The sequence below is a fragment of the Ensifer sp. ENS03 genome (assembly GCF_014852035.1).
GTDB classification, from domain to species: domain Bacteria; phylum Pseudomonadota; class Alphaproteobacteria; order Rhizobiales; family Rhizobiaceae; genus Ensifer; species Ensifer adhaerens.
Genome location: NZ_JACVAV010000006.1, coordinates 216,684 through 239,148 on the forward strand (window position 1 = coordinate 216,684; position 22,465 = coordinate 239,148).

Here is a 22,465-nt window from a genome sequence, read left to right on the forward strand (position 1 = left end):
GTGATTGCCGACGTATCCTTTGTTTGGCGGATCACCCGGCTTTGAGGTTTGCGTAAACCCCTCAAAGAGCGACTCGTGCTTTTTGTTCCACTGCGGAACCTTTGAAGCCGGACGGTGTTAGAACCGCTCCCCACCAAGGCGAAGGAGGTTGCCATGCCGGAGAAGACTTTAGACATGCTGTTTCACGAAACGTTGAAGGACATTTACTACGCCGAACGGCAGATACTAAAGGCACTGCCTAAAATGGCGCGGGCTGCGCAATCCCCTGATAGCAAGGCCGCTTTCGAAAAGCATCGCGATGAAACGGAAGGCCACGTGGAGCGTTTGCAACAGGTCTTCGAGATTATCGGCAAGCGCGCACAGGGTAAAACCTGTGAAGCTATTCAAGGCCTGATTGCCGAAGGCGAAGAAATCATCGAGGAGTTCAAGGGAAGTCCGGCCCTTGACGCCGGGCTGATATCTGCGGCCCAGGCGGTCGAACACTATGAGATTGCGCGATATGGCACCCTGAAGACCTGGGCCAAGCAGCTTGGGTTGGACGCCGCCGTCGCCTTGCTCGATCAGACCCTTCAGGAAGAGGGTGCGACTGACAAGGCTTTGAGCAAGTTGGCTTTGTCCGCTGCAAATATTAAGGCTGCAGCTTAACTTACGATATTCTAGGCGGAGGGCCGATGCGCCCTTCGCCCCCAGACCCCGTAACAGCTAGTCTTTTGTGATCTGATGGTTTGCCGCGTCGACCTTCTTTGATTTGGGCGAGCCGCGATAGCGCAAGAATATCCACTGCAACACAAGCATCAGCGTCGAAACTACAATCGCCGGTTCGGAAAATACTCGAACCAGGACTGGGCGTCGCTAAGCGCGACGATACTCGGCTCGGCGCCACGAAATCAATCGATCTTTCCCGTGAGCGCGGTGCCGAGGCTGCCGAGAGCAAACGACGCCCCGAAGGCATATATCTGAAGGAAAAGAGCAACGGGCTCGATCGCACGATCATGACCGAGCGCGTGCGGGAAGCTAACGGCGATTACCAGTGCGGTGAGGGCTCCCAGTGCAAATCCAGACGACAAATGCCAGATGAGAAAACGTAATAGCATGGGCATTTTTCAACCTCCTTTATCGAAGAGGTGCCGGCGAGCCGAGCTCACGTCTACCTTCCGTCGGCGCGGTCCGTGCATTCGGTGAACCTTGCCAGATGGGATTGTAGACGGACAAGCTTCTTGCGTTTTCCGGTTACAAGCGCTGAGCATTCGTTGGCCGACTGTGATGCCGTCGATCTAAAGCCCGAGCTCACTCAGTCATCAGCTTTGACCGAGCCAAACGGTTTCTCCGGCCAGACGACGCCGTCTGCATCGGAATCCGGTGTGTTGTGCGGGCTGACATCTCGCGCCGACGTGTCCATGCGCATCTCCGTGCACTCCTCGGCCAGCCAAACATACAAACCACAGTTTCGTTCCAGCGATTTGCGCCGCGGCTTCCCCGAATGAGGAACCATCTACGAAAGGGCGATTGGGAGCGAAGTTTCGTCGCCTCGTCGTCGTCGACGTTAGCACGCACGCAGTCCGGATATTGTCGTTGAGCGATATTGATCGAGAGCATCCTCACTGGCCTCGAAGGTCGCGACTGGGGTAGAGGAGCCTAGCCGACAAACCGGCATTGGCTGACGGCGGTCCGAAGGTGCAGCAGAAAAGGGGGAGGTACTGCCGCGGCTTGCGATATTGCTTTCCCCCGCGCGAGCCAAGAAGATGCACTCACCGGGATCGCGAACAGAGCAATCCAAAACTTGAACCACCGCGCATTGAGAGTAGGCCTGGTCATTTCAGGCTATGCGGCCCGGACTGAAACAACTCGATAAGCGGCGCCGCAGGAGTTTCGGCACGCGAGTCTTACCGTAAAATGGGCTTTCTGGTGCAGAAGCTGATCGACCAGACTCTGCGGCAAGCTTTGGAAATCTGATGAGGCTGCCATTGTCCGCAGACTTAGGCACAATGGACAGCCCTAACCCTGTGCGTGCCGGGCGAGCCAATTAAGAAAGCGCAGGAACTGCATTTCGTCGGCGCGAAGTCCGGGTACGGCTTTTGCGTTTGGCCTTACCCGCGGGATTTTCTGCTCGGCTTGCGCCAGAGCGAGGACTGCCGGATGCACGTAGCTCTTACGGCAAACGGCCGGCGTGTTGTGCAGCGCCTCTGCCGCCGCGTTGCACATTTCTTTGATCGTCGGGCGTCGACCCTGAGCGAATGCTTGGCGAGCGGCAGAATATGCGGCAACGCTCCCTGCCCAAGTTCTGAACGTTTTGGCCGAAATTGGCGCCCCGCTGATCTCTGCGAGATAGCGGTTAAAGCGCCCCGACTCGATTGGCTCGGGTTTTCCGTCTTGCCCCACGGATACGAAGAGCTGGCGACCCGGGAGTTCGGCGATTCCCTCAAGTAAGCGTTGCAGTCGCGGATTTCTCAGCCGTCTTCGGATACGTTGCCCGCCCTTGCCCTTGAAGTTGAGCTCGATGCTATCGTCGGTAATCTTGAGGTGGCGCTTAAGAAGGGTTGAGGCGCCATAGCTCCCGTTCTCCTTCACGTATGTCGAGTTTCCAATGCGAAGGGGCGCGTGGTCGAGCAGCGCCGCAAGGGCAGCAAGTACGGTGAAAGGGTCGTCCACAGGCCCCTCCATATGCTTGCGGATCCGGCGTCGCAGGCGGGGGAGCGTTTTAGCAAAAGCTGGAAGCTGGCTGTATTTGGCGTTGCTTCGCATCTCCTGCCATGCTTGGTGATATCGATATTGCTTTCGACCACGCGCATCATAACCTGTCGCCTGCAGATGACCGTTTGGCTGCATGCAGATCCAGACGTTCTCGTAAGCTGGGGGCAAGCCAAGCGCTTGGATACGGGCAAGAACGCGGGAATCTTTTAGCTGTTCACCGTTCGGACGCCGATAGACAAAGCCGCTTGAGGAACGAAACCGGGTGTAACCCGGTTCAGTGTCGGAGACGTAGATGAGGTCGGCGCCATCGCCTACCTGCGGACTTTCCCGCCGGCTCAATCAGATCCGTCCCATCAGAAGGAGGATCACAAGAACGACCACCACCACACCCAGAACGCCAGACGGACCGTAACCCCAGCCGGATGAATGGGGCCAGGCCGGAAAAGCGCCGATGAGCAGCAGGAGGAGAATGACTAAAAGTACGGTTCCAAGCATTTTGCGGTCTCCTTACACAGCGATAAAGTCGTTTTCGTCGGTTTGCCCCCGTACTTGCCGAGCGGGGGCTCTAGCATCGAAACTCGGGAGGAGGGTCATTTAAGGATCGCGATCACCGCGCGTCGTTGCCGATTGATCATCACCCCTTGGTCGTTTGAACGACATATCCATAGTCCGGCTGAACGTTTGGATTTCGACGGTATCAGGCAGACGGGTGCCTACAGCGATGTCGCCTTGATACACGTCCGAAGGGCTGCTCTGGTCAAGTAGGTAGGTTTGAGCTTCGCCCGGTACGATGACTGTTGCAGTTTGCGCAACGGCGCCGCCGCCGAAAGACAGGCTCGCCAGCAAGCTCGCCATGACGGTTCTCTTCATGATCAGCTCTCCTAGTTGTTCCCTCAAACCCGTTTTAGAGCATTTGGTTCCAATGCGCTCCCGGAGCGGCTGCATACCGCCTGACGCCAAAGGTCGGTGACGATGTCTCTTCGACGCGAGAGGTCACAGCAGCGGCTTTAAAGTCCTGGCGTCATGAGCACCTGCTTCAGCGTCTTGAAGGTGGGAGCTCTCGGAAGTGCTGCTAGACAAGGAGGATGAACGCGAGGAAGCAATTGGATGCCGCTACCGCGACCGTCGGGACTCGATGTCTTCCGACGTAGCGGTTGCTAGCGGCGAGGTGACGCTTGCGTGGGAAGTATCGAGCAGGCAGGCCAAACACCGGGCTGAAGATTGTGCCGAATTGTTCTCCGGAGTTCCCCACGTTCAAAACAACTTACGGGTCCGCTCAACGACAAAGACGGTGACCGTGCCCCTGGGCAACCCACCTGATAAGGTCGCACAGCCGCATTCGTTCGAGCGCCCCTGACCACAGCGGCGAGCGGCGTTCGGATTCATCGGATGCCCGGTATGCTCGCTGACTTTTCGTGACCCATTTGCCAGCGCAGGATGTCCTGGGGCTTGGAAGCTTGGCTTCTCGCTGTCGACAGCGTATCCTTCTTAAGCGCCGCCATAGGCGGCGAGGACGACCGAAAGAGCGGCATTCGGATAACCAAGGTTTGAGACGATGGCACCGGGAAAAAAAGCCGAGGATGAAAACGAGGAGTTGCTGGTAGGCGGTGTGGCGTCCCGACCGGTCGAGAGCGATGCGGTGCCAGTTGATGACGTACCGGATCGATTGCTGATCCTTGCCATTAGGCTGCAACGAGCCCTGGACAAACGGCAGGCGACGAAATCGATCAGCAGGCCCTCGCGCCGGAAACACTGAGGTGGTCAGAATGCAAAAGGATGGCTTGTGATGCCGGACCTGCAGCAATTGCGGGTGCTAGTTGCTGAGGACGAATTTTTTGTCGCAAATGATATCGCACTTTGGCTCGAAAAGGCCGGTGCGACAATAATTGGCCCAACGCCCACAGTAAAAGAAACGTTGAAGAGCCTTGCTCAGGCTTTCGACGTTCAAGTTGCTGTTCTGGATATTAACCTCAATGGCGAGCTGATCTTTCCCGTGGCGGACGAACTCGCGCTCAGATCGGTACCCGTGGTCTTTTTTAGTGGTTACGACGACATGAGCGTGCCCGAACGGTTCCGGTCGGCCGCACGGTTAAGCAAGTGTGCAGGCGCGTCGGATCTCGTAAATGCTGTCTTTGAGCAACACCTCCAAAATCTGTCAAACTTGGCGCCACTATATGTCGGACTAACCGATCAATCGGTCTGTGAACTTATACCGGAGCTGCGCTACAGGGCGCGGCTCCTGATGGCCGGAGCGCCTCCCGAGGCCGCCGACCTGCTCGTTGAGCGTACGCTTGAGCGCGCTATCGCGCTAGCCGGGACAAGGCGCAGGTCTCAGGGCCTCGATGCCTGGTTGCACGATCTATTGGCGGCCATCCATGACGAGAGCCCGTATGGACTGAATTAAGACATTTGACGCGGTGCGAAAGCCGTGATGGGTGTGAATGGGCGGCCGGATTTGGCGTTCTCTTCTCATCCGGCATGTCTTCGGGGTCGAGCTCCCTGATCGGGCGCGGCCCCTCGTTCGGCGGTGGTACAGGCGGCAATCGCTCGCCCGGATCGCGGGGTTGAGGGTTCACGTCCTTGCTCCTCGTTTCATGAGGAGAACAAGGTGCACTGTGCTTGGTTCCGAGAAGTTGCGCGTTCGATCGAGCTTGACGGCGAATACCGCGTCATAGCTTCGAAGGACTTTGACCGCATCCAACGACGCGATGACCTTATCCGGCACAACGTCCGCAAGTCCTCCGCCGCAACCGCAAGATTTGCCTGGCCCCTCCCTGGCCGGGGCGCAGACCCTTCAAGGCTATGTCGGGGTCAATTCGACTATGAGCGGAACCGCGCGGCCTCGTACCCATTTACCTGTTGGTATCGTTTGGGGTTAATTCTCCCTCGGTGCGCCCGAGCCTGACTGCCGGGTTGGGGTGCGGTCTGTCGGAACCGTGCCTTGCGGGCTCTCGGTGCTCGGAAGCTGTTCAGTGCTCCGCGGCTTTTCCATCGGAGCCTGTTGCGAGGGCTCTACCGATCCTGTTTGACTGGCGTCGGGCTGGCTCCATTCTACAAATCCCCATGCGAGCAGCGCCAGGAAAAGACTTGCGGCAAGCACCAGGAAAACACGGACACCCATTCCCGCCTGACGGGTTTCCCGCGCCGAGAACCTCGTCCGGCTAGCGCCGTGGGTCGTTCTCTCGGGTTCGCCTCGTTCATCAAGCTGCTCGGCCATCGCGTTTCTCCATTGCCATTTCCGTCAATGCCGTCCTCGGCTCGAAGGTCATCATCCCTTCGACCCGCCAGGCCGGGACAACGAATATCCAATCGCTGCCGTCGCCAAAGGTTCCCAATGGCGGCAGAAACGAGCGGCCGGTCCGCTGTATGCTGGGAGCGATATGGTGCTGCGGAGGTTTGAGCGAGCAGAGCTTCATTCGGGTAATCGTGTCCTGTCCCATCGCCCGCTGCACGAGAGTGCCTGCGACGAAAAACAAGATGAGCAGAAAAATATTGCCTCCAAGAGGTGCATTTCGAGCCACCAGATTCCCTTCTTTAGCGCGGGATATGGATGCTGGTTTTCCAGCCCGCTGTCCTTAACCGCCCTCGGCATAAGCACGAGATCGTCGATGAGGCGGGCACGTTCGTGCTCCGCCATCTCCGACCGCGGATCCTCAGAAGAGACGGGTGTATCGTAACCAGGACCCGGAAATGCGCGAAAAATGCCATAGGGCGGTCAGTTTGCGCGACGGCGCCTCAGCATCGGGCCGGTAGTGACCGCCGGTTTCGCCGGTTGCGATCTTATGGATGGCGTAAGGAAAATCGTCGTTCCAACTGAATGAAAACCTGGTCGGCCTGTGCGGCAGTCGATAAGGGATCACATCACGCCTGCGCTCCTCGTCTCCAACGACGAGAGGTGTCAAGCGAAATGAAGATTTGACCCCGCCTATTGCCTCACCCGGGGATGTTACTGACGTTGGGAGCACTGCGCCGTGTGGGAGGATACGGGTGCGCGCTTCGTCCAGTCGCCATCGAGTATGATCTCCCCGGCTACGTCCCCGCCCCAAGCCTGGACGGCATCGAGCCGCAGCCATCGAAGCCGAACTCGCTCAGCCAGTATACCGCATTCTCGAAAAATTACGGCCTAGGAACTCTGGCTCTGTCAAGGTCATCGAAACCCCCTTCAGCCCCCCGATTACATATTGGATAAGGATGCCCGGGCGCCTCGTCTGAGGCGGTGCCCGATGAATTCCTAGCAACCTTGTGCCTGCGCTGGAACAAACGCGACGGTATTCGGTTCAGTGATCAACGGCTGCAGGGAGGTACTTGAACATGAACGATAAAGACGAACTCATCCGGCGACGCGCTTACGAGATTTGGGAGCGTGAGGGGCGCCCCGAGGGCCAGGAGCGCCGGCATTGGGAGCAAGCAAGCAGGGAGATTGCGGAACATGAGCGTCTGCCTCCCAACAGTCAAACCGGGGATGATCAAACTGGCACCATTGTTGCTCCATCCACCGCGCCACGCGGGGAAGCCGGGCGGCCGTCGGAGGACGCGGAGTAGTGTTCTTCCTACGACCTGACTGGGAAAGGACCTGAGTATCGAAGCGGTGTCGGCGCATTGGGAAGAGCGATCGAAAGAGCAGGCGCTTGTTTCCTAGGACCCCTAGGCAATGCAGGTTGATCTTCGTGCAGATCATTAGCATCGAAGTTTCCTGTGCGTGAGGTACACACGGGAAAGAGGCGGTGATTCCATCACCCGACCTGGCCAAATCGAATGGGCCTGGATGACGAAGCCGCTTATCGCCCATGCCAAGGCGCTGCTGTCCAAACCGCCTCTTTCGCTACGGCGCTGAATGAATCCGATGCCCGAAGCAATGGGTGCAGTCGCTCCTGCCGCTGTGGCCGGCAATGAGGGCCCCACGGCCTACGTATTCGAGTATCGAGACGGTTCTGGCACCAGCCGAACGCCGCCTTCGACAATGCCACGCCTTGAAGCAGTCCAAAAGATTAGCGAGTAAACATGCGACACGACCCCAACCAAATGGAAAGGATCACTCCAGCATTTTTTGGGCGCGATGCCGTTTCCGTCGCGGAGGCTTTGATTGGCGTCATTCTGGAAGTAAATGGGATCGGCGGCAAGATCGTGGAAACGGAAGCTTACGGGCGGGAGGATCCCGCCTCTCATAGTTACGTTGGAAAAACTGCCCGGAACAACGCGATGTTCGGCCCCGCCGGCACCGCTTACGTCTACCGGTCCTACGGTTTGCATTGGTGCCTCAACTTCGTCTGCGAGAACGCAAGCGCGGTATTGCTCCGAGCGATCGAGCCGCAAACGGGCCTTGGAACGATGCGGATCAGGCGCGGGACAGCCAGGGAAACCGTCTTGTGCGCGGGGCCGGGACGCCTTTGCCAAGCTCTCGGAGTGACCCGCCATCTTGACGGACGATCGCTCTTTGCGGCCCCTTTTTATCTCACTGTTGGGGAGGGCGAAACGGATGTCTGCCGAGGCCCTCGTATTGGGGTCACGAGGGCTGCCGACGTGCGGTGGCGGTTCGGAGCGCAAGGCTCTGCCTTTTTGAGCCACCCGTTTCCCGATCCCGTTCCAGTTTAGAACTGGCCGGGATTTTGCGGGGGCGTAGAGCTTCTCGTCATAAATGCTGGAAGATTTGTTCGATGTTTCCTTTCCAGATTTAGCCATCCCGATGATCCTCGAGAACGACTGAAGCGATTTGATATGCGCCCCAACCTGCAAATCCTGATTCCGCCCGCTCGCATTCTCGACAAGTGCACCTATTCGCCCGGGATCACGGGGAGGTTGGAAAGAACACTCGGGCTTGGAAGTGTCGGAACGGTTGTTGTTACAGGAGGCGAGCCGGACGTTTTCGTAATGGCGACGATGCTCGGCGCAATCGATCTTGGATACTAGGTGACCGTCTCGAAGGACGGCGTTTAAAGCTCGACCAAACAAGCGACGCCTCTCTTCAGCTGCTTGGCAACGCTTCTGGGTCCAACTTGAGCTTGCGACCCTTAGGAGTGGCTCGGTCAATTAGGCGATATGAGAGCCGGCACGTGGGAAATGTCGGAACCATCAGACCCCCGGCCGGTTTGATCTTGATAAACGCCGCGCAGGTCGCCCCGGCAGATCGTTTTAGGCGGGTCGAAAGAGGATTTTACCAGTGATTATCGATCTCCAATCCGCACGTGCCACACGAGATGCTCCTGACCCGGACTGTGCCTCACATGATAGCCTTGGCCGGCCGATGTATCTTTACGGAGTGGAGTACTGGATGGACGACCGACTTTGGGCGTTGACGCTCGAGGCCTATTCGCTCGAGGACGCTGAAAGAAGAATGGGGGCAATCCATCAGGGGCTGATCTATGGGCAGATATACCGCAGTACCTGCTGAGCATTGCGTTCTACATAGCAATGAGCGCCTCCCGGCCGTCCCGACACCTCGCGGACGTGCCGGGTGATGCGCAGATCGTTCTGAACCAAAGTTACGCCGGACACGCTGCCGATCTCAGAGGCGTCGATCTAGGTGGCATCGGTGAGGCGGTCGCTGACAGCGTCCTGGATCTGGATGCCTCGGCGAACGAAGTCTCGCGGCCCGTTTCCTCGACTCCGGCCCCCCGCTTACCTTGGCGATGGCGTTTCCGGGAGCGAATATTTGTAATTGTCGCGTAGATCGACCTGCCGCTGGCGCAGATTGACCTCGCAGCGTCCGGATGCAATTCCAATCTTATGACTAGCAATAGCAACAGTCATCAAAACCTCCGCTCTCTTTCTTAACTGCCCAACGGGTTGCACAGCGAAACGTCGCGGCTCTGATTGTTCCGGTAACGGTCCGATAGTCCCCACCTGGAACAAATACGCGGTTGACCGGTTGGCCGTGGGTCAAAGCCTGAAGAACTCATTCGCCGGCGTGCCTATGAAATCTGGGCGAACGAGGGACGGCCGGAGGGTGATGTACCGACGAGAGAGCGCTCGCACGACCGAGCGGCGGAACAGACGGAACCAGAGGGCCGGACGGCCTATCAATGGACCGTCATCGAGCGGAGTAGACCCATGCGAGTAGCTGACATTATGACCAAGGATGTGTGCGTTGCGAGCCCCGAGGATACCACCATCGCACTGGAAGGGGCCGAGAGCGGTATCGGCCTTCTTCCCGTTGGCGACAACGATCGGTTGGTTGGGATGATAACCTATCGGGCTTTCGCAGAGCGTTGTGTGGGTGACGGGCGTGACGATCGTGCGCGCGTGGCCGAGATCATGACGGCCGGCGTCAAATACTGCTTCGATGACCAGGAGGTGTCCGATGTTGCGCCCAACATGGGCGACGCGCAGAACCGGCACCTGCCGTTCGTTGACCGCAACAAGCGGCTTGTCGGCATCGTTTCGCTGGCTGACGCAGCGCGACGGGACCCTTCCCTTGCCGGGATAGGCTTGCGGAGCGTGACGAGCCCCGATGGGCTACATAACCGGACTCAGTAGCGATGGCCGGCGTCCGCGAACAGCGCCCCTCGTGGCGCCCTCCCGTTCTCTCTGCATCCGAGGAGCGTGTGTGGGCGAGAGAAGTCGCCCTTCACGCGCACGCGGGCCAATTAGACAAGGCTGGAGAACCCTATATCCGCCACTGCCAACGGGTGGCCGAGGCCGTTGACGGCGACAAAGCCAAGAGTGTTGCCTTTCTTCATGACGTTGTCGAAAAGGCGCCTGGCTGGACATCGGAGCGACTGCTTGATTCTGGCTTTTCCCCGGAGGTGGTGGCCGCCGTTGAAAGCCTGACGCACCGCACCGGGGAAACTAAGGATGCCTTAACGATCCGCGCTGCGTCAAACGCGCTTGCAGCTGTCGTAAAACGCGCCGACCTTTTGGACAATCTCTCCCAAGTGGAAAGGCAAGGCAAGGATGGGACGCAGTATAGGCGAAGACTGGTTCTGCTCGACGCTGCGGCAGCGTACGACGGTCATCGGGCGGAAAGTGAGTCCGCCGACCGAAAGATCGCCGCGTCATCAGCTCGGGGTGAGGCTGGCGAGATCCGCCGCGAAGCCGCCGATCGCGTTGCAAAACGACTCGCTTTGCTTTTGGGAATGGCAGCGGCCGCTTTGATCTATCTTGTTCTCCGGTTCTGAAAGATGGTCGTCAGCGGGGCGCAAGGCTCGATCACTCGAGGGGAACACCATTCATGCGATAGGCAAGTTCGTCGCGCGCACGGCTGAGCCTGCTCTTGATGGTGCCGATCGCACAATCGCACATATCAGCTGCCTCCTTGTAGCTGAGGCCGTATCCGGCAACGAGTACCAGTACTTCCCTGTGGTCGGGTGCTAGCCCCTCGAGGGCGGTACGCAACTCGCCATTCAACACGCACCAATCCTGCGGGGCCGGAATGGGAATTGGAAGGTCGGCGCAGTTGACGGCACCCGGCGCCTCGCGCTTACGCAGCTTGTACTGCGTGCGAAACGCGTTGTGCATGATTGTGAAAAGCCAGGATTTGAGATTTGTTCCAGGTTGAAAACCATCGATACCGCGCAACGCGCGAAACAGCGTTTCCTGCAGGAGATCGTCAGCCTCGAAGCTTGAACTGACAAAGGTTCGCGCAAATGCGCGCAAGGCCGGGATCAGATCGACCACCTGCGTCTCAAGCGGCCGCGTCTGATCGTCGAGAACTGGAATAGAAGGCATTGTAGCTGCCTTTCGGGGTTGCCGGATTTCAATGTTAGTCAATGCGTGGCCGACAATTAAGTTCCCTTGGGTTTTAAGGCAGCGCCGGCCGGGAACCAACGCCCCCTGCGCTTGTTTTGTTTCGTGTCGTGGATGTGCCTGCACGAAGATCTTGAAGGCTGCTCGAACGGAAAGCGAGGTTCCCGATGGAAGCGCTTGAACTGCAACTGATGGCCCACCGCAAGATCCTGACCGCGCTTATGACGATCGCGGTAGGCGATCCGGATTACTGGCACAAATTGATGGAACACCTTCGCGATGACCTTGTCATCCAAGGCCACGAGGAAGATCCAGGTGTCGTGCCGGGAATGGCGTTCGCCTCCCAAAATGCTCTTAGCGAGCCGCTGAGGACCATTGTCAGCCGTGCCGAACTACGCGCCGGCGATCGGACTAGCTCGGAATAGCCAAGCTTCATTTCTTCAACCTGTTCGCGGTCGTCGGTCCCAGAGCAGTCTGATGCGCCGGCGACCACCAAGGAGGCATTCGGAATGATGGATTTGGAGGTTGACCGGCTTTGGAACGAGCCGGTGATACTGGATCGCGAGGGGCATTTGCTCCGGGTGCAAAGCACGCGGAGCTTATCTGTGTTGGAAAACCATTGGTCCCTGCACGAAGGGCCGGCATATGCGATGGCTATTGCCACCTGCTAGACGGGCTTTCTAGTGTCCAGGATGCCGGACGCAGCGCGTCGGGCATTCGTCGATGCAGCTGCATCACTAACCTTAAGATTGTAGATCGATGTGGCTCCAAGGCGTTTAACTGCCAGATGGACAGCTTGTTCCAGCCGACATCTGCGCAGTCGCGCAGCCTCGCATCCTTTGAGCGATTTGTTGGAACGCACGGCGCCGTAAAAAGCGCGATTGTCGAAGCTGGCCGGCAGGTTACCGCCGATTGTGAATCCGCGCGAGAAAATCACGGATAAGCAGCGCTACCTGATCGAGGTGGGTCTCTAGGAGCCAATGCCCGCCATCGATGAAATGAAGTTCGGCGTCCGGCAAGTCGCGGAGATATGCTCGGGCAGATTTCTCCGGCATGTAGTGGTCGTTGTGTCCCCAGACGATGAGGGCAGGGGGCTTATGGTCCGCCAAATATCCGCGGTGTTGCGGAAACCATGACCGGTTCTCCTTCAAACCTGCGATCAGGTTGACGGCGATTTCCTTCCGCTTTGGTGTCATGAGGGACCAATGCAGTTTCCATAGGTCGGGAGGAATGGCCTCTGCGAGACTAGGCTCCAGGTCGTTCAGGAACTCTTCCCGGAAAATCTCCTCGGTCACCGCCTCGGCCAATGCGCGTTTCATTTCCGGCAACGGAAGCGCCCAGGTCTTTTCAATGTCTGCATATTTGGGGCCCAAGGCATCTTCATAGGGGATGTCGCCGTTCTGAATGATGAGCCCGACGACGGATGCCGGCCGTAGAATGGCCATGCGAATTCCGATCGGCGATCCGAAATCATGCAGATACAGAACGAAGCGATCGATCTTAAGTGCGTCGATGAAGCTGCTCAGAAAGGCTGCGTATCCGTCGAAGCTGTAGTCGAAATCCTCCGGCGTCCCGCTGTAGCCCGCACCGGGGAAATCCGGAGCGATCAGGTGCCAGCGGTCGGAAAGCCGCGGCATTAGATTTCGAAACTCGTAGGATGAACACGGATATCCGTGTGGTAGCAAGACAACCGGAGCATCTTGTCGTCCAGCTTCCCGATAGAAGACCTCAATGCCGGCAACCATGATCCGCCGATGCCGTACCAGCGTGTCCATAGCTAATCCTCCACACGATGAGCTGACTGCTTTCGAAGGGCATCGACCGATCACCAACAAGCGCAGCCGCTCGTGACCGGGAGATAACTGGTACCATCGCCGGTTGTTCCCTTTCGGGGAACCGGCGAGCGAATATGCTGGATACCCGAAGGTTGCCGCAAGGGCGACAGCGCATTCAATTTCAATATCTTGCGCATATATCTTGAAGCGACAGATGATCCGCGCCCTAATGTTGCTGACGCCGGCGCGCCTTCCCAGTCTCGATTATCGGCTATGCCGGCCGTCTTCGCGCTCCGGTTATGCCGTCGAAGCCGAAGCACGACGCAATGCCAGATACTCCCAAATGGCAACGCCAAAGAGGGTCGCTGTCGCCAGAAACTGGAGATGATAATTGGCGGCAAGCGCAGAAAGGACTCCTGCAAGGGCAAGGATCGCGAACCCGACAATGTGCGAAATCGGGAACTGGTGCGCCGCGGCCAACTTTATCCAGATGTTGCCAGCCAAAAAAAGCGCCGGGCCTCCGAGTATCGCCAGAGCGGTTTGCATCGTGCTTTCATCTTTGGCATGGGACAGGCTGAAGTCCTCTCCGACTGCCGTCAGGATGACGCCAGAAACGATTGGCAGATGGCCGTATGTGAAGAGATTGAGCGCCAATGTCTCGGGTTTCGACGTAGCCTCCGCTTTGTTGGCGGCTTTTTCCTGGCCGTGATGGAAGTAGATCCACCACATGAAACCGGTGCTTAAAAACGCGCTGCAGAAGACAGCGAAGGTCATGTCGTCCGCCATGTGCTCTGCGGCGTTGCGGCCGGTCGTCAGGATCGTTTCACCGAGGCAGATGATTACGAACAGCGCACAACGTTCTGCCATATGCTTGCCAGAAACGTCCAACGTCTCGGGCGCTGATTTCCCCAGGCCGGGAAGATAGTACCGCAGGGCCGGAGCCAGATATTCGACGAGAAGAGCGGTACTCCAAAATGCAATTCGCGGAGTCGTCTCCATTTGAGAACCCACAAGCCAGAAGGCGCTTGCAAGGACTAGCCAGAGGGTAATCCGCAGGAACGTCAGGAAAGAGGCCGCATCGACGCGATGATAGGCGTAGAGCATGAAAAAGGAACGCCCTATCTGAATGGCGCAGTAGATCACCGCAAATGCAAATCCATGGTCTCCAAACGCGTCCGGCAAGGCGATAGCCAGCAGGATACCCCCAAACATCAGGAGAAAGAGCATCAGCCGTACTGGATCTTGCTCGGTATCGAGAAGGTTTGTAACCCAGGTCGAGTGAATCCAGATCCACCAGATCGCAAGAATGAGCAGCGCCGCCTCGACAAGGGCTGTGGGGCCGAAGTCGCTTGCAAGTGTCTTTGCGAGCTGGACCAAAGCGAACACAAAAACGAGATCGAAGAACAGTTCGGGAAAGCTTGCTCTGGTCTGGTCGGTGTCGGCCTTCCTTATCCATTGCTTTCCAGTTGCCGCCCCCTTGGCCTCTGTCGGTTCTGCCGCTCGATGTCGCGACGCTGGGTGCATTATTGTTCCTCCGCCCGAGATGGAGAAAGAGGTAGAGCGGGACGGAGTTCCAGCAATATCCCACTCGATGAGGAGAAGGCCTCTGAAGGGATTGGAGAGGAGCACGATTGCTTACAACTATTCCCCCTGTTGGAAGGGGCCGCTCGCTTGCAAAGCGGGGCGTTGATGATGCCCTCTTCGACAGAAACCGCCCCTCGAGAGCCGTCCACACACTCCATTTCATGCGGGATCCGAACTAGAAGGCGCAAAGCGGTACTCTGGGTTGTCTAAGCGCTGAGCAGGGTCAACGATCTTCACGCGCCCACATTACAGTCACCGCGATACAACGCATATGCACGGAAGGCCTCGGTCTGCAGGTTAGAGCGCGTTGGATACAACCTGAGTTGCTACCGATATCAACACAGCCGCCAACGCGACCACGGTCCCAAGTCGCAAAGCCTTCATCCAACGTACCCGCGTGCCGTTCCAATCATAGCCCATTTTGCTCCCCTGTCGGGATCATGCCGCTTGGGAATGGTCGTCTCTTTTCCTGTCGAGGACGTAAAACGTTTGCGTCCTCGTGGAAACTAGCCAAAGGATCCCCAGGCGAGGCCTGTCGCTATGATTGGAGCGCCAGGCCTCTGGCCGTCTCCTCCCCGTCCGAAGACGACTGGTGCTCGCTATCACACCGCTTGCCGGAACTCTATTTGCCCATCCGGGCTAAACCCTGTGGCTAATGAGGATATCGCGATGAAATCCCTTGAGTGCAGATGAGTAGCTTGACAGGCATTAACCTGTGGGCTGAGAAATCGGCTCATCTGAATTGGTGCTTGATCGGGAAGTGGCCGCTACTGGTATGGGAGGCGGGAAGGGCGCGTTTTGCCACGTTCAGCTGCGCCGGGGAAGTGTTTGGGGCAGGATATTTCGCAGGAACAATAGCCTTTATGCGACTTTCGAAATACGGAGCCACAGCGCTCTGGGTTGTGGTCCGTCTCGCCGCTGGTCAAATAGCGATCACGTCAGGGACGTCCCCGTTCTGGCTTCGGCAAAACGATGCAAAATCCTTGAGGAATTTCTCCCCCGCCGGACGATGAGCGGGGTCCATGAGCTTTTCCATGATTGCGTCTGGCGTCTCCTTCATAACGGGAAGCCGGAAGAAAATCGTCTCGGAGAAATTTGAGCTTAATGTCAAAAGGACGGTGCGCAGCGCTGCGAGCATGTCGTCGCCTCGGTGCGAAGCGTGGATGAGGGCTATCGGTTTTGCGATTACGGCCTCCCCCGAGACAAGCCAGTCGATGGCGTTCTTGAGGCCTCCGGGAATGGTGCGAACATACTCGGGGCTGGAGATGATTAGCCCATCACTTGCCGAAATTTTCTCGACGAAGCGGATGACGCTTTCTGGGGCGTTTGCGCCCTCCAGATCGGGAGAAAAGATCGGCAGCTCACCAATATTATCAAAGACTTCAATGGTGATATCGGCTGGAGCGAGGGATTGGAAAGCCCTCAACAAGGCCGAATTGGTGGAAAGCCGACGCGTACTTCCTGAAATTCCTAGGATCCTCATTCCTCAAGGATAGTGAAAATTCCGCAGCCAGCAAGCCATCGTGGACGCGGCGCCGCTTTCAAAAGCACATTGTCAACGGTGAGGAAGGTAAAACGAGGGAACAACGGGCGGCCTTTCCTCGTTGAGAAAAACCGGGCGGAGGAGGACCAAACAATGAGTGACGAGCCGCGCGAACGCGATATTTTGTCGTTGAGTGACGACCCGCTGCCAAAGGCCGAGTTTGTTCTCAAGACACCACGCTTGGCGACGCAAAGAGAGCAGCTTGATGTGTTGCGGGCCGACGTGGCCCGGCTTGGCGAGCGCCTCATCGCCATAGCGGAGGGGACTTCCAGACTGGCGGCGCTCGAGGCGACCGTTGTTTTAGAAACGGTAGAAAGCGGTATCAGACGTCATCTCACGCCGGTTCTGATCACCGCGGGTGTTGCAGGTTATATCTGGAGCGCGTTCTTGAGGCGACGATAACTGTGCCCACCTGCTTTCTGCGACGGTGCAGCGCACTCGAAAAGACGTGGCTGAAAAAAGACGGTCCCCAAGGAGGGAGCCATCTTACACACGATCCGGAGAGATCCTGGATCGCTTGCGGGGTGCATCAATAGAACCGCTCGATCATAGGAATTTTCCCATGCCTGCGCGGCCGTTTCGTTGAAAGCCGTTTTTCAGCCTTGGATGTTCGAGCGCCGTGCCCTTCACTCTCGTCTCCAAAAACAGAACGCGATTGCCTTGTCGCAATCGTGGCCATGCCCTAGTTCTTGAAGCGATTTTAGTCTGGGCCTGCCTCGGCCACGTGCCACAGAACGGGTCGTATTTTATGATTAGGCGGAAAATGCATGCGCGGAAGTGAACGCGTTGAATTGAGGAATAGGACGCGGGATGCACATCAGCGGGTAGACGCGGCGGTCGGCGAGCTCAGCACTATCGAGGACTATCGCCGGTACGTAGCGCGCGTGTTGCCGTTTCGTGCGACAATGGACGAAGCGCTGAGGAACGTCTCTTGGCCTGAAGGCTGGAATTGGCGACCATCAGGGGTTGCAGAGCTGCTTGCTCAGGACGCGTGCGATCTCGGCTTGGCACCGGCGCGCCGCATTCGGCCTGATTTCGATCTTTCCGACCCAAGCGCGCTGCTCGGTGCCCTCTACGTGGTGGAAGGGTCGTCTCTCGGTGCGCGGGTCTTGCGTCAGAGGGCGTTGAAGCTTGGTTTCGATGAAACCTTCGGCGCGAAGCACCTTGCTTCGATGGCGAACGACACGACCCGATGGCCGTCCTTCCTGTCGCTCCTCGAACGAACCCGCGATTTTGACGTCGTTCGGTCTGCCGTCACGGCGAACGCCGTGTTTGCTCTCGCCCAAACTTGCTTTGAAAGTACATATCTTGTCGCCAGTTGAACCCGTCACCCTCGAGACTTGCGACAGGGAGCCCATTCATATCCCCGGGAGCATCCAACCGCACGGTTGTCTTCTGGCGTGCAATGTCGGGTTCACGACGATCGAACGCATATCGGCAAACGCTGCGAAGATGCTCGCCTGGGAGGGCAGCCTCCTTGGGCGGCCTCTTGTCGACGTGCTCGGCCCAAAGTTGTTGCATGATCTGCGCAATGCGCTTGCGGCCGCGGGAGCGGCCTCACGACCGGCCCTTTTGCTCGATGTCGCTTTTGGCGACCGCGTGTTCGACATTGCCGTCCACCTTCACAAGTCGGCCGTCATCATTGAGTTCGAGCCGGCGCCGTCGATCGGTCAGCCCTTGCATATCGCGCGCGAGATGATTGGCCGTATCAAGGACATCACCGACGTCGACCGTCTCGTGCAGCGCGCGTGCCGGATCGTTGCCGGTACCATCGGCTATGACCGCGTGATGATCTACCGCTTTGAGCAGGACGGATCAGGCAAGGTCGTCAGCGAAGCGAAACGCGCCGATCTTGAGAGTTTTCTGGGCCAGTATTTTCCAGCAAGCGATATCCCCCAGCAGGCCCGCGCACTTTATCTCAAGAACACCATTCGCGTCATTTCGGACGCGAGCGGTGCGCGCGTCCCGGTCGAGCCGGTTCTGGACGGATCCGGCGAACCATTGGACCTCAGTTTCGCGCACTTGCGCAGCGTTTCGCCCATCCATTGCGAATACTTGCGCAACATGGGCGTCGCCGCGTCGATGTCGATTTCGGTTGTTCTGGACGGCCAGCTCTGGGGGTTGATCGCCTGCCACCATTATTCGCCGCGCGCCCTGCCGATGGCTCAACGCGTTGCGCTTGAAGTGTTCGGCGAATTTTTCTCGCTGCACCTGAAATCTCTGAAGGAACGTCGCCGGGTTGCGGCCGTCGCCGGCACACGCGAAGCGCTCGACCGTTTTCTCATTTTGTCCTCCCATCACGAGGATGTGGGTGAGCTGTTGCGCCAAAGCCTGCGTGAATTCTCGCAGTTGCTGGCAAACGACGGCATCGGCGTCATGGTCGATGGCAAATGGGCGGGGATCGGCACCGCTCCGCCGGACGAAGAAAGAGCCGCTCTTCTGGACTTCATCCGCACTGTCAGCGAAGGGCGCGTTTGGGCGACACATGCCCTGTCACAGAAGTTCCCGGAGGCATCGGCCTACAGCGAGCGGCTTTCGGGCGTTCTCGCCATTCCCCTTTCGCAAACCGGCTCGGATTGCCTGGTGTTTTTTCGCAAAGAACTGGTCCAGACCCTCAACTGGGCCGGCAATCCTGAAAAGACCTATGAGGCAGGTCCACTCGGCGACCGCCTGACACCACGCAAGAGCTTTGCGATCTGGAAGGAGACAGTCCAGGCGCAGGCGCAGCCCTGGTCGGAGGCCGAGCGGGAAATCGCCGAGATCGTCCGGGTCGCGATCGTCGAGGTGGTGCTCCGACACAATGAGCTGATGGCGGGCGAGCGGCGCAAGTCCGAGGTTCGGCAGCGGATGCTGAACCAGGAGCTTAGCCACCGCGTCAAGAACATCCTCGCCGTCATCAAATCTCTGGTGACGAGCCCCCAACGGCACAAGAATTCGCTCGAAGCATATGTTTCGACGCTGCAGGGTCGCATCGAGGCGCTCGCAATCGCGCATGACCAGGTCGTGCGCGGCGATGGGGGCGGGATCCTGGCGGATCTCCTGGAGGCCGAACTCCAGCCTTACCGGACAAATCTGTCGACAATAACGCTCGAAGGTCCTGCCGTCTGGCTCGACAGCCGTGCTTTTTCGGTAATGGCGCTGGTGTTTCACGAGCTCGCGACCAACGCCGCCAAATACGGCGCGCTTTCGGTGACGGCTGGCGAAGTAGAGGTGCGCTGGACGATGACCGGCTCCGATTGCGACGTCTCCTGGCGCGAGCGAAACGGTCCGCTCGTCACTCTGCCGTTACGCAGGGGATTCGGTAGTGCCCTCATCGAGCGCAGCGTCCCCTACGATCTTCATGGGCGCAGCTCCGTCCGCTTCGAACCATCGGGGCTTGAGGCAGAGTTCAGCATCCCCTCCCCACACGTCAAACTCACCGCGTTAGGTCCGACAATGGAAACATATACGGTCGGTACCGCCGCTCCCGAACAAAGCGGCCTTGGCCGTGCAAACCCCAGGGTTCTGATCGTTGAGGATCAGATGCTCATAGCGCTTGATCTCGAAGCGATGCTGTCGGACGAAGGGTTCTCGGAGGTTTCGACGGCGAGCTCCGTGCAGCAGGCCATGGCACATATCGAGAGGACTGCTCCGGAACTGGCGATTCTCGATATCAATCTCGGGCAGATCAATTCGTTCGGGATCGCCGGCGAACTCATGCGCAGAGGCACTCCATTCGTTTTTGCTACAGGCTATGGCGAGGGAGCAGAACTGCCGCCGGACCTTATCGGCGTGCCGATCGTGCGCAAACCCTACAGCAGAAATGCCATCGTCGGAGCGCTTTCACTGCTGTGGGACGAGACCCAGTCCAGAGACGCGCAAAGGGCAGTGACAGGAACGACGAAGGGAAAGACCGAAATCGATGTCTGACATCAAGTCGCTGTCTCGCGAGCAACTCGAAGACGAGATCCTGAGGCTGAGGGCCCTGTCGCAGGGAGGCGCCGCGCTGAAGGTCCATAACGCCAGCGACGACGACGCGCGAGAGGCACGCTATCGAGCCCTTTTCGAGGCGATCGACGATGGTTTCTGCATTATTGGCTTCATCGACGGACCACATGGTCCGCTCAGCGATTACGTACACCTTGAAGCAAATTCCGGCTATGGCCGGCATACAGGCATCTCGGACATCGTCGGCAAACGGCTTCGGGAGATTGAACCCGGCAACGCGGATGTCTGGTTGGACGTCTATGGCAGCGTGTTGCGCACCGGCAAACCAGTGCGCTTCGAGCAGGAGTTCAAATCAGTCGCCAGGCATATCGAAGTTTCGGCCACCCGCATCGAGCCGGCAGGCCTGCGCCAGGTGGCGGTCCTATTTCGCGACGTAACCGAGAGGAAGAAGGCCGAAGCGGCGCTACGCGAGAGCGAAAGCCACGCGCGCGATAACATACAGCGTGTGCAAATGGCGATGGCCGCAGGGGCGATCATCGGCACGTGGCTGTGGGACGTGCCTACCGATCGCTTTACGGTCGACGAAGCTTTTGCGACCGCGTTTGGGTTCGATCCGCAGCAAGGGCGCTCAGGCCTGAGCCTTGCCGATATCGTCGGCGCCGTTCATCCCGACGATCAGGAACGAGTGACGGCCTCGGTCAGAGAGGCCCTGGCAAAAGGCGGAGCCTATGCCCACCAATACAGGACGCGTCGCGAGGACGGGAGGTATCGCTGGCTCGAGGCGAACGGTCGCGTGGAATGCAGCAGTGACGGTGTTGCGCTTAAATTTCCGGGTGTCCTGATCGATATCGAGGAGCGGCGCGCGGTCGAAGCCGAACGTGACCATGCCCTTGCGGCCCTCCGCACGCTCAACGAAACGCTAGAGCAACGGGTAGAGGAACGCACCGCAGCCCTTGTCCAGGCGGAAGACGCCCTGCGGCAGGCGCAGAAGATGGAGGCTGTCGGGCAACTAACCGGGGGCCTGGCGCACGACTTCAACAACATCCTCGCCGGCATCAGCGGCAGCCTTGATCTGATGAAAACTCGGCTCGCCCAGGGCCGTGTGGGTGAGATCGACCGTTATATGACGGGAGCACAAGGGGCGGTGAAGCGGGCCGCGGGCCTAACTCAGCGCCTCCTTGCCTTTTCCCGCAGGCAGACGCTCGATCCGAAGCCGTCGGACATCAATCGCATCGTCGCGGGTATGCAAGATCTGATCAGCCGAAGCGTCGGTCCTGGGGTGGCGGTCGAGACTGTCGGAGCAGGAGGGCTGTGGACGGCCTTCGTCGATGTTGGCCAGCTCGAGAACGCTCTGCTCAATCTTTGCATCAACGCTCGCGACGCGATGCCGGATGGTGGACGCTTGACGATCGAGACCGGCAATCGGTGGCTCGACGAACGCGCTGCGGCCCAACGTGGATTGCCGCCGGGGCAATATGTCTCCTTGTGCGTCAGCGACACCGGTACGGGCATGTCGCCGGATGTGGTCGCCCGCGCCTTTGATCCTTTTTTCACGACGAAGCCGATCGGACAGGGGACGGGGCTTGGCCTTTCCATGGTCTACGGTTTTGCCGGCCAATCCGGTGGTGCCGTGCGCATATACTCCGAAGTGGGCAAGGGCACGATGATCTGCATTTATTTGCCCCGCCACGCGGCCGAAGATCATAGCTCCGACATACCAGCCGACGCGGGGCCCGCGCCTGCAGCGACCGGAGTTCACACCATCCTAGTCGTGGACGACGAACCCCTGGTCAGGATGGTCGCGGTCGAAATTCTCGAAGAGCTGGGCTACGAAGTGCTGGAGGCGAGCGACGGCCCTTCCGCCCTTAAAATGCTTGATGCACGCCCCACAATCGATCTTCTGGTTACCGACGTCGGGCTGCCGAACGGCATGAACGGACGGCAGCTTGCGGATGCGGTGCGCGTCCAGCGTCCCGGTCTTAACGTACTCTTCGTCACAGGGTATGCGGAGAACGCAGTACTCAACCACGGGCACCTCGACCATGGCATGGAAGTGGTCACCAAACCCTTCACAGCTGACGTGCTGGCGCGGCGGGTCGAAAGCTTGATCCGCCAATGACAACTGGGTCTGGCGCGCCAGGCTTGCTGCATTTCGCCGATGGACAGCCAACTGCGCTCAGCTGACGGGACCACCGGGCAATCTGCAAGTCCGCGCTCTTTTCAGGAGTTTCGAAGTGCTCGATAACCCTCGTTCTGGTCAAGC

The 22,465-nt window shown here is 58.5% G+C and carries 22 protein-coding genes and 1 pseudogene; 14 read left to right on the forward strand and 9 right to left on the reverse strand.

Annotated elements, in window-relative coordinates:
- Positions 1 to 153 precede the first annotated feature (153 nt).
- Complete coding sequence (locus tag IB263_RS21385) at positions 154 to 645, forward strand: ferritin-like domain-containing protein (protein ID WP_034798750.1); 492 nt, start codon at positions 154 to 156, stop codon at positions 643 to 645.
- Positions 646 to 887: 242 nt separating this feature from the next.
- On the opposite strand, the gene IB263_RS21390 is transcribed toward IB263_RS21385, so the two are convergent.
- The 4 genes from IB263_RS21390 to IB263_RS21405 all read right to left on the reverse strand — a co-directional run bounded on the left by IB263_RS21390 (position 888) and on the right by IB263_RS21405 (position 3,561).
- The gene (locus IB263_RS21390) at positions 888 to 1,100 is read right to left on the reverse strand and encodes a hypothetical protein (RefSeq protein WP_146243022.1); all 213 of its coding nucleotides are present in this window, start codon (positions 1,098 to 1,100) and stop codon (positions 888 to 890) included.
- 895 nt (positions 1,101 to 1,995) lie between these two features.
- Complete coding sequence (locus IB263_RS21395) at positions 1,996 to 3,030, reverse strand: DNA topoisomerase IB (RefSeq protein ID WP_060609823.1); 1,035 nt, start codon at positions 3,028 to 3,030, stop codon at positions 1,996 to 1,998.
- Positions 3,031 to 3,186, reverse strand: a complete 156-nt coding sequence (locus tag IB263_RS21400) for a DUF3309 family protein (protein ID WP_110819370.1) — start codon at positions 3,184 to 3,186, stop codon at positions 3,031 to 3,033.
- A 99-nt stretch (positions 3,187 to 3,285) separates the two neighbouring features.
- The gene (locus tag IB263_RS21405) at positions 3,286 to 3,561 is read right to left on the reverse strand and encodes a DUF1236 domain-containing protein (protein ID WP_246811055.1); all 276 of its coding nucleotides are present in this window, start codon (positions 3,559 to 3,561) and stop codon (positions 3,286 to 3,288) included.
- A 265-nt stretch (positions 3,562 to 3,826) separates the two neighbouring features.
- Here IB263_RS21405 and IB263_RS21410 point away from each other — a divergent pair, with 265 nt between their 5' ends.
- From IB263_RS21410 to IB263_RS21415, 3 genes are all read left to right on the forward strand, one after another.
- On the forward strand, positions 3,827 to 4,048 hold the full coding sequence (locus tag IB263_RS21410; RefSeq protein WP_082566427.1) for a BON domain-containing protein: 222 nt from the start codon (positions 3,827 to 3,829) through the stop codon (positions 4,046 to 4,048).
- A 198-nt stretch (positions 4,049 to 4,246) separates the two neighbouring features.
- Entirely contained in the window at positions 4,247 to 4,447 is a 201-nt protein-coding gene (locus tag IB263_RS33975; protein WP_034798756.1) for a hypothetical protein, read from the forward strand.
- Between the two features lie 30 nt (positions 4,448 to 4,477).
- A complete protein-coding gene (locus tag IB263_RS21415) occupies positions 4,478 to 5,095 on the forward strand; it encodes a response regulator (RefSeq protein WP_051659462.1) in 618 nt (205 codons plus the stop codon).
- A gap of 796 nt (positions 5,096 to 5,891) precedes the next feature.
- Here IB263_RS21415 and IB263_RS21420 read toward each other — a convergent pair.
- Positions 5,892 to 6,212, reverse strand: a complete 321-nt coding sequence (locus IB263_RS21420) for a hypothetical protein (protein WP_146243023.1) — start codon at positions 6,210 to 6,212, stop codon at positions 5,892 to 5,894.
- Between the two features lie 790 nt (positions 6,213 to 7,002).
- On the opposite strand from IB263_RS21420, the gene IB263_RS34745 reads away from it, so the two are divergent.
- The 5 genes and pseudogenes from IB263_RS34745 (at position 7,003) to IB263_RS34750 (ending at position 10,805) form a co-directional block, all read left to right on the forward strand.
- A complete protein-coding gene (locus IB263_RS34745) occupies positions 7,003 to 7,233 on the forward strand; it encodes a DUF2934 domain-containing protein (protein WP_034798762.1) in 231 nt (76 codons plus the stop codon).
- Positions 7,234 to 7,692: 459 nt separating this feature from the next.
- Positions 7,693 to 8,283, forward strand: a complete 591-nt coding sequence (locus tag IB263_RS21430; protein ID WP_371814169.1) for a DNA-3-methyladenine glycosylase — start codon at positions 7,693 to 7,695, stop codon at positions 8,281 to 8,283.
- Between the two features lie 1,296 nt (positions 8,284 to 9,579).
- A pseudogene (locus IB263_RS34490) lies at positions 9,580 to 9,636 on the forward strand (DUF2934 domain-containing protein); the annotation flags it as partial.
- A 102-nt stretch (positions 9,637 to 9,738) separates the two neighbouring features.
- The gene (locus tag IB263_RS21440) at positions 9,739 to 10,164 is read left to right on the forward strand and encodes a CBS domain-containing protein (RefSeq protein ID WP_060609849.1); all 426 of its coding nucleotides are present in this window, start codon (positions 9,739 to 9,741) and stop codon (positions 10,162 to 10,164) included.
- Between the two features lie 2 nt (positions 10,165 to 10,166).
- On the forward strand, positions 10,167 to 10,805 hold the full coding sequence (locus tag IB263_RS34750; RefSeq protein WP_063894978.1) for an HD domain-containing protein: 639 nt from the start codon (positions 10,167 to 10,169) through the stop codon (positions 10,803 to 10,805).
- 31 nt (positions 10,806 to 10,836) lie between these two features.
- On the opposite strand, the gene IB263_RS21450 is transcribed toward IB263_RS34750, so the two are convergent.
- Positions 10,837 to 11,304, reverse strand: a complete 468-nt coding sequence (locus tag IB263_RS21450; RefSeq protein WP_371814170.1) for a sigma-70 family RNA polymerase sigma factor — start codon at positions 11,302 to 11,304, stop codon at positions 10,837 to 10,839.
- A 236-nt stretch (positions 11,305 to 11,540) separates the two neighbouring features.
- On the opposite strand from IB263_RS21450, the gene IB263_RS21455 reads away from it, so the two are divergent.
- Positions 11,541 to 11,798: a hypothetical protein gene (locus IB263_RS21455; protein ID WP_192438978.1), complete on the forward strand. Its 258-nt coding sequence runs from the start codon at positions 11,541 to 11,543 to the stop codon at positions 11,796 to 11,798.
- 477 nt (positions 11,799 to 12,275) lie between these two features.
- Here the strand turns inward: IB263_RS21455 and IB263_RS21460 are convergent, their stop codons facing one another.
- From IB263_RS21460 to IB263_RS21470, 3 genes are all read right to left on the reverse strand, one after another.
- Positions 12,276 to 13,148, reverse strand: coding sequence for an alpha/beta fold hydrolase (locus IB263_RS21460; RefSeq protein ID WP_060609818.1), 873 nt, complete (start codon positions 13,146 to 13,148; stop codon positions 12,276 to 12,278).
- 297 nt (positions 13,149 to 13,445) lie between these two features.
- Complete coding sequence (locus tag IB263_RS21465; RefSeq protein WP_192438979.1) at positions 13,446 to 14,672, reverse strand: low temperature requirement protein A; 1,227 nt, start codon at positions 14,670 to 14,672, stop codon at positions 13,446 to 13,448.
- A gap of 982 nt (positions 14,673 to 15,654) precedes the next feature.
- Positions 15,655 to 16,215, reverse strand: coding sequence for an NADPH-dependent FMN reductase (locus IB263_RS21470; protein ID WP_034803402.1), 561 nt, complete (start codon positions 16,213 to 16,215; stop codon positions 15,655 to 15,657).
- Between the two features lie 153 nt (positions 16,216 to 16,368).
- Here IB263_RS21470 and IB263_RS21475 point away from each other — a divergent pair, with 153 nt between their 5' ends.
- The 4 genes from IB263_RS21475 to IB263_RS21485 all read left to right on the forward strand — a co-directional run bounded on the left by IB263_RS21475 (position 16,369) and on the right by IB263_RS21485 (position 22,321).
- Positions 16,369 to 16,677 (forward strand): hypothetical protein, encoded by a 309-nt coding sequence (locus IB263_RS21475; RefSeq protein WP_090299791.1) that lies wholly within the window; start codon positions 16,369 to 16,371, stop codon positions 16,675 to 16,677.
- Between the two features lie 365 nt (positions 16,678 to 17,042).
- A complete protein-coding gene (locus tag IB263_RS34155; RefSeq protein WP_244546832.1) occupies positions 17,043 to 17,597 on the forward strand; it encodes a biliverdin-producing heme oxygenase in 555 nt (184 codons plus the stop codon).
- Positions 17,584 to 20,184, forward strand: coding sequence for an HWE histidine kinase domain-containing protein (locus tag IB263_RS21480; RefSeq protein WP_246811056.1), 2,601 nt, complete (start codon positions 17,584 to 17,586; stop codon positions 20,182 to 20,184). The genes IB263_RS34155 and IB263_RS21480 overlap by 14 nt, the downstream gene beginning before the upstream one ends.
- The gene (locus tag IB263_RS21485) at positions 20,177 to 22,321 is read left to right on the forward strand and encodes a response regulator (protein ID WP_082566423.1); all 2,145 of its coding nucleotides are present in this window, start codon (positions 20,177 to 20,179) and stop codon (positions 22,319 to 22,321) included. Before IB263_RS21480 ends, IB263_RS21485 begins: the two co-directional genes overlap by 8 nt.
- The last annotated feature ends 144 nt before the right edge of the window (positions 22,322 to 22,465 follow it).

Coding starts and splice junctions, on each gene's coding strand:
- IB263_RS21385 (WP_034798750.1), top strand. CDS start 154: ATGCCGGAGAAGACTTTAGACATGCTGTTTCACGAAACGTTGAAGGAC.
- IB263_RS21390 (WP_146243022.1), bottom strand. CDS start 1,100: ATGCCCATGCTATTACGTTTTCTCATCTGGCATTTGTCGTCTGGATTT.
- IB263_RS21400 (WP_110819370.1), bottom strand. CDS start 3,186: ATGCTTGGAACCGTACTTTTAGTCATTCTCCTCCTGCTGCTCATCGGC.
- IB263_RS21405 (WP_246811055.1), bottom strand. CDS start 3,561: ATGAAGAGAACCGTCATGGCGAGCTTGCTGGCGAGCCTGTCTTTCGGC.
- IB263_RS21410 (WP_082566427.1), top strand. CDS start 3,827: ATGTCTTCCGACGTAGCGGTTGCTAGCGGCGAGGTGACGCTTGCGTGG.
- IB263_RS33975 (WP_034798756.1), top strand. CDS start 4,247: ATGGCACCGGGAAAAAAAGCCGAGGATGAAAACGAGGAGTTGCTGGTA.
- IB263_RS21415 (WP_051659462.1), top strand. CDS start 4,478: ATGCCGGACCTGCAGCAATTGCGGGTGCTAGTTGCTGAGGACGAATTT.
- IB263_RS34745 (WP_034798762.1), top strand. CDS start 7,003: ATGAACGATAAAGACGAACTCATCCGGCGACGCGCTTACGAGATTTGG.
- IB263_RS21430 (WP_371814169.1), top strand. CDS start 7,693: ATGCGACACGACCCCAACCAAATGGAAAGGATCACTCCAGCATTTTTT.
- IB263_RS21440 (WP_060609849.1), top strand. CDS start 9,739: ATGCGAGTAGCTGACATTATGACCAAGGATGTGTGCGTTGCGAGCCCC.
- IB263_RS34750 (WP_063894978.1), top strand. CDS start 10,167: ATGGCCGGCGTCCGCGAACAGCGCCCCTCGTGGCGCCCTCCCGTTCTC.
- IB263_RS21455 (WP_192438978.1), top strand. CDS start 11,541: ATGGAAGCGCTTGAACTGCAACTGATGGCCCACCGCAAGATCCTGACC.
- IB263_RS21460 (WP_060609818.1), bottom strand. CDS start 13,148: ATGGACACGCTGGTACGGCATCGGCGGATCATGGTTGCCGGCATTGAG.
- IB263_RS21465 (WP_192438979.1), bottom strand. CDS start 14,672: ATGCACCCAGCGTCGCGACATCGAGCGGCAGAACCGACAGAGGCCAAG.
- IB263_RS21470 (WP_034803402.1), bottom strand. CDS start 16,215: ATGAGGATCCTAGGAATTTCAGGAAGTACGCGTCGGCTTTCCACCAAT.
- IB263_RS21475 (WP_090299791.1), top strand. CDS start 16,369: ATGAGTGACGAGCCGCGCGAACGCGATATTTTGTCGTTGAGTGACGAC.
- IB263_RS34155 (WP_244546832.1), top strand. CDS start 17,043: ATGCGCGGAAGTGAACGCGTTGAATTGAGGAATAGGACGCGGGATGCA.
- IB263_RS21485 (WP_082566423.1), top strand. CDS start 20,177: ATGTCTGACATCAAGTCGCTGTCTCGCGAGCAACTCGAAGACGAGATC.